The organism is Nocardia sp. NPDC004722 (assembly GCF_053601505.1).
The window spans coordinates 1-4,063 of the sequence record NZ_JBSGBY010000702.1; the positions used below are offsets into that span (position 1 = coordinate 1).

Here is a 4,063-nt window from a genome sequence, read left to right on the forward strand (position 1 = left end):
ACCTCGAAGTGGTGGCGCTGCGGCCGCGGCAGCCCGCTGCCGTTCCCTCGACGAGCGGAGCCCTAGACGAACCGGGCCAGCTGCGGCAACGCCTCGCCGGGATGCTTGGCCTGGAAGCCCTCGCCGAGGGCTTCCAGCTTCCAATCCGCGCCCGGCGCGGTGCGATACATCTTCGCCATCGCCATGGCGGTGAACGGCATGCCGCCCGCCAGGGTGAAGCGCGCCAGTTCGGCATTGGTGGCGCTGTCGACGAGACGGCAGTAGGCGTTGGCGATCTGCTCGAAGGTGTGGCCCTTGTAGGAGGTCACGATGAACAGCAGGGTGTTGACCGAGTCGGCGATGCGGGTCAGGTCGACCGAGATCTCCTCGTCGTCGCCCTCCCCCTCGCCGGTCAGGTTGTCGCCCTGGTGCCGGATGGATCCGTCCTTGGAGTTCAGGCTGCCGTAGTAGACGACATCGACGGGCTTGGGCCCGGAGAACAGCACGACCGAGGCGTCCAGATCCACGTCCACGGTCTTGTTGCCGAAGACGCCGCCGCGCTTGACCGGATCCCAGCCCAGGCCCATCTTCACGTAGCCGAGGGCCGCGCCGCCCTCCTTGCGCAGATTGATGCGCTGACCCTTGACGAGGCTGACCGCGTGCCCGTTGGGCAGGTCGCGATCGGCCGGGCCCGGCTGCGCGTAGCCCGGCGGCGGGGGGAAGGCGGCGGGCTGCTGGTCCACGGGCGGCGGCGGGTAGCCACCGGTCGGCGCGTACTGCTCGACGGGCTGGGGATAACCCTGGTTCGGCAAGGGCGGCGGGTAGCCGCCGACCGGTGCGAAACCCTCGGTCGGCGCGGCAGGCGGGTAGGACGGTGCTGCCGGCGGGTAGGACGGGGCGGGCGCCTGGTAGCTGGGCAGCGGCGGTGCCAACTGCTCTGACACGGGCGGGATTTGCGTCACCGGAGGCATCGGCGGCGCCGCGGGCGCGGCCGCGGGCTGTGGGGCCTCGTTCACCTGAACCCCGTGGTCGGTGACCAGTGCGGCGAATCCGCCCGCGTAGCCCTGGCCGACGGCGCGGACCTTCCAATCGCCCTGACGCCGGTACAACTCCAGTGCGATGACGATGGATTCGGTGTCGAGCCCGTCGATCCGGTACTCGTACAACACGTTTCCGGCGGCGTCGGCGACCTGCGCGACCGGCGCGGACAGCCGTCCGAAGCTGGAACCGGCGTCGTCGAGGGTGATGACGGCCCGCAGCTGGTCGATCTCGGCGGGAATCGCGTTGAGGGACACCGCCAGCACCTGCGGCTGGCCGGGCGCACCGGGCCGCAGGGCGACGCCGGGGCCGGAGGGCTGGTTGAAGAAGACGAAATCGGCGTCGGTGCGGACCGTGCCCGCGGCGGTCACCAGCAGCGCGGACAGGTCCGCGGGCGCGGCCACCTGCACGCTGATCACCAGATCCTGGACGCTCAAGGGACCGTTCTGGCCCTTCACCAAAACTGTGGACAAGATCGACCCTTCGCTTGTCGTTGCATTCGCTGCCACTCTACGAGAACTCCGCGACACGGGCCGTGGCCGTGATTAGCAGCCCGGGCGCGGGGGCGTGGCAGTATCGGCTGCGTGAGCGACGGTGAGGTCGATCCCGTGGAAGCGCACGAGCAGTACCTGCGAGCCTTCCGCCATCCGGCCGTGTCCCGCGAACAGTTGCGCGACCTGCTCGATGCGGTGAACGCGTTCCTGGACACCATTACCCCCAGGGAGGACGAGTTCGTGCCGCGCGGCGGCTGGGCCCCGGCCTCCACGGCCATGGCCTTCCAGATCGGCCGGGCGGTCGAGCAGGTGCTGTCCGAGCGTGAGGACGCGGAGCGGGAGCTGGTGCGGCGCCGCGATATTCGCGACCGGCTGGTGGCCGCGCTGGACGCGGTGCTGGACTGCCTGCGCACGCTGCCCGAATTGGCCGACGCCGAGGTGAAGTTGGGCACCATCTGCGTGAACGAGGGCTACCAGGTCTACGACGACGGTTCGGTGCGCACCACGCCCGCGCAGGAGATCAGCGCGGACGCGGGCCTGCTGGAGCTGCGCCGGGTGGAACTCGACGAGCAGATGACGGCGGCGGTGGCGGCGCGCAACGGGCTGATGGACGACACCACCGATTTGATCCGGGAGCGGCTGGGTGTGGCCGATGTCGGGATTCCGTGGGTGATCCTGGCCGCGACCCAGGGCGGGCTCGACGTGTCGGAGCCCTTCGAGTTCGCCGCCGACCATCTGCCCGACTGTGAACTGCGAGATCTGATGGTGCAGTTGGTGACCGACATCGAGTTGGCCCGCACCCTGGAGGAGCCCGAATAAGCTCGCGGGAGACCGCGAACCGGCCTGGCGACGGGAGAATTCGGTGAAGAAGCTCATCAACGATCCGGCCGAGGTGGTGGATGCCGCGCTGGCGGGCATGGCCGCCGCGCATCCCGAGCTGCGGGTGGATGTGAAGCAGCGCATCGTGGTCCGCGCCGACGCGCCGGTGCCCGGCAAGGTGGGATTGCTCTCCGGCGGTGGTTCCGGGCACGAGCCGCTGCACGGCGGTTTCGTCGGGCTCGGCATGCTGGACGCGGCCTGTCCGGGGGAGATCTTCACCTCGCCGGTGCCCGATCAGATCCAGGCCGCAACCGCCGCCGTGGATGCCGGGGCCGGGGTGCTGCACATCGTGAAGAACTACACCGGCGACGTCATGAACTTCGAGATGGCCGCCGAACTGGCGGCGGCCGAGACCGGCACCGAGGTGCGGTCGGTGGTGGTGAACGACGATGTGGCGGTGCAGGACAGCACGTACACGGCGGGTCGGCGCGGGGTGGGCGCGACGGTGATCCTGGAGAAGATGGCGGGCGCGGCCGCCGAGCAGGGCCGCCCGCTGGCCGAGGTGGCGCGGATCGCCGAGACGGTGAACGCGAATTCGCGCAGCATGGGGATGGCGCTGACCTCGTGCACCGTTCCTGCGGTCGGGCATCCGACCTTCGAACTCGGTGAGCACGAGATGGAGATCGGCATCGGCATCCACGGTGAGCCGGGTCGGCTGCGGCTGCCGGTCGCCCCCGCGCGCGATATCGCCGAGCTGCTGTTGGAACCGATCCTCGCGGATCTGCCTTTCGCGCAGGGGGATCGGGTGCTGTGCTTCGTCAACGGCATGGGCGCCACTCCCCTGCTCGAGCTGTATCTGATGTTCGACGAGGTGGCGCGGATCCTCGGCGGGCATCGCCTTCGGATCGAGCGGTCGCTGGTCGGGTCGTACATCACCTCGCTCGATATGGCGGGCTGCTCGATCACCCTGACCAGGTTGGACGACGAGCTGACGGCCCTGTGGGACGCGCCGGTGCGGACGCCCGCGCTGCGGTGGGGCATCTGATGGCGAGCGTGGACATCGCCACGTGGGTGCGGGAATTCGCGACATCGATCGACGCGCACGCCACGGAGTTGACCGCCCTCGATGCCGCCATCGGTGACGCCGACCACGGCACGAACATGCGGCGCGGCATGACGGCGGCGGTTGCGGCCCTGGATGATTCGACGCCCGCGACAGCCGCGGACGCGGCCAAGCAGACGGCGATGGTGCTGATCCGCACCATCGGCGGCGCGAGCGGTCCGCTGTACGGCACCTTCTTCCTGCGCTTCGCCGGTGCGGTCGAAAGCGGTTCGACACCGGCCGATTTCGCGCACGGCTTCCGGGCCGGACTGGACGGCGTGATCGCGCGCGGCAAGGCCGAGCTCGGGGACAAGACCATGGTCGATGCCCTCGCTCCGGCCGCCGACGCGTTGGACGAGGCGGTGGCGGGCGGGATGGACGCCACGGCGGCGCTGGACGCGGCGGTGGCTGCGGCCGAGGCCGGACGGAACGCGACCACGCCGTTGGTGGCGCGCAAGGGCCGGGCCTCCTATCTCGGCGAACGCAGTGCGGGCCACCAGGATCCGGGTGCGACGAGCGCGGCGCTGCTGGTCGCGGCCGCCCGATCGGCTCTGTCGTGATCGGGCGGGTGGCACGGTGATCGGGTTGGTGGTGGTGTCGCACAGCCGGGCGCTGGCCGACGCGGCGGTGG

The 4,063-nt window shown here is 70.4% G+C and carries 4 protein-coding genes; 3 read left to right on the forward strand and 1 reads right to left on the reverse strand.

What is annotated here, in order from left to right; all coding sequences use genetic code 11:
- Window positions 1–62: 62 nt before the first annotated feature.
- The gene (locus ACWELQ_RS40150; protein WP_452402232.1) at window positions 63–1,490 is read right to left on the reverse strand and encodes a TerD family protein; all 1,428 of its coding nucleotides are present in this window, start codon (window positions 1,488–1,490) and stop codon (window positions 63–65) included.
- Window positions 1,491–1,601: 111 nt separating this feature from the next.
- On the opposite strand from ACWELQ_RS40150, the gene ACWELQ_RS40155 reads away from it, so the two are divergent.
- The 3 genes from ACWELQ_RS40155 to dhaL are packed head-to-tail and all read left to right on the forward strand — an operon-like array spanning window position 1,602 to window position 3,992.
- Window positions 1,602–2,330, forward strand: a complete 729-nt coding sequence (locus ACWELQ_RS40155) for a hypothetical protein (RefSeq protein WP_452402233.1) — start codon at window positions 1,602–1,604, stop codon at window positions 2,328–2,330.
- Between the two features lie 43 nt (window positions 2,331–2,373).
- On the forward strand, window positions 2,374–3,375 hold the full coding sequence (gene dhaK / locus ACWELQ_RS40160; RefSeq protein ID WP_452402234.1) for a dihydroxyacetone kinase subunit DhaK: 1,002 nt from the start codon (window positions 2,374–2,376) through the stop codon (window positions 3,373–3,375).
- Complete coding sequence (dhaL, locus tag ACWELQ_RS40165; protein WP_452402235.1) at window positions 3,375–3,992, forward strand: dihydroxyacetone kinase subunit DhaL; 618 nt, start codon at window positions 3,375–3,377, stop codon at window positions 3,990–3,992. Before dhaK ends, dhaL begins: the two co-directional genes overlap by 1 nt.
- Window positions 3,993–4,063: the final 71 nt, after the last annotated feature.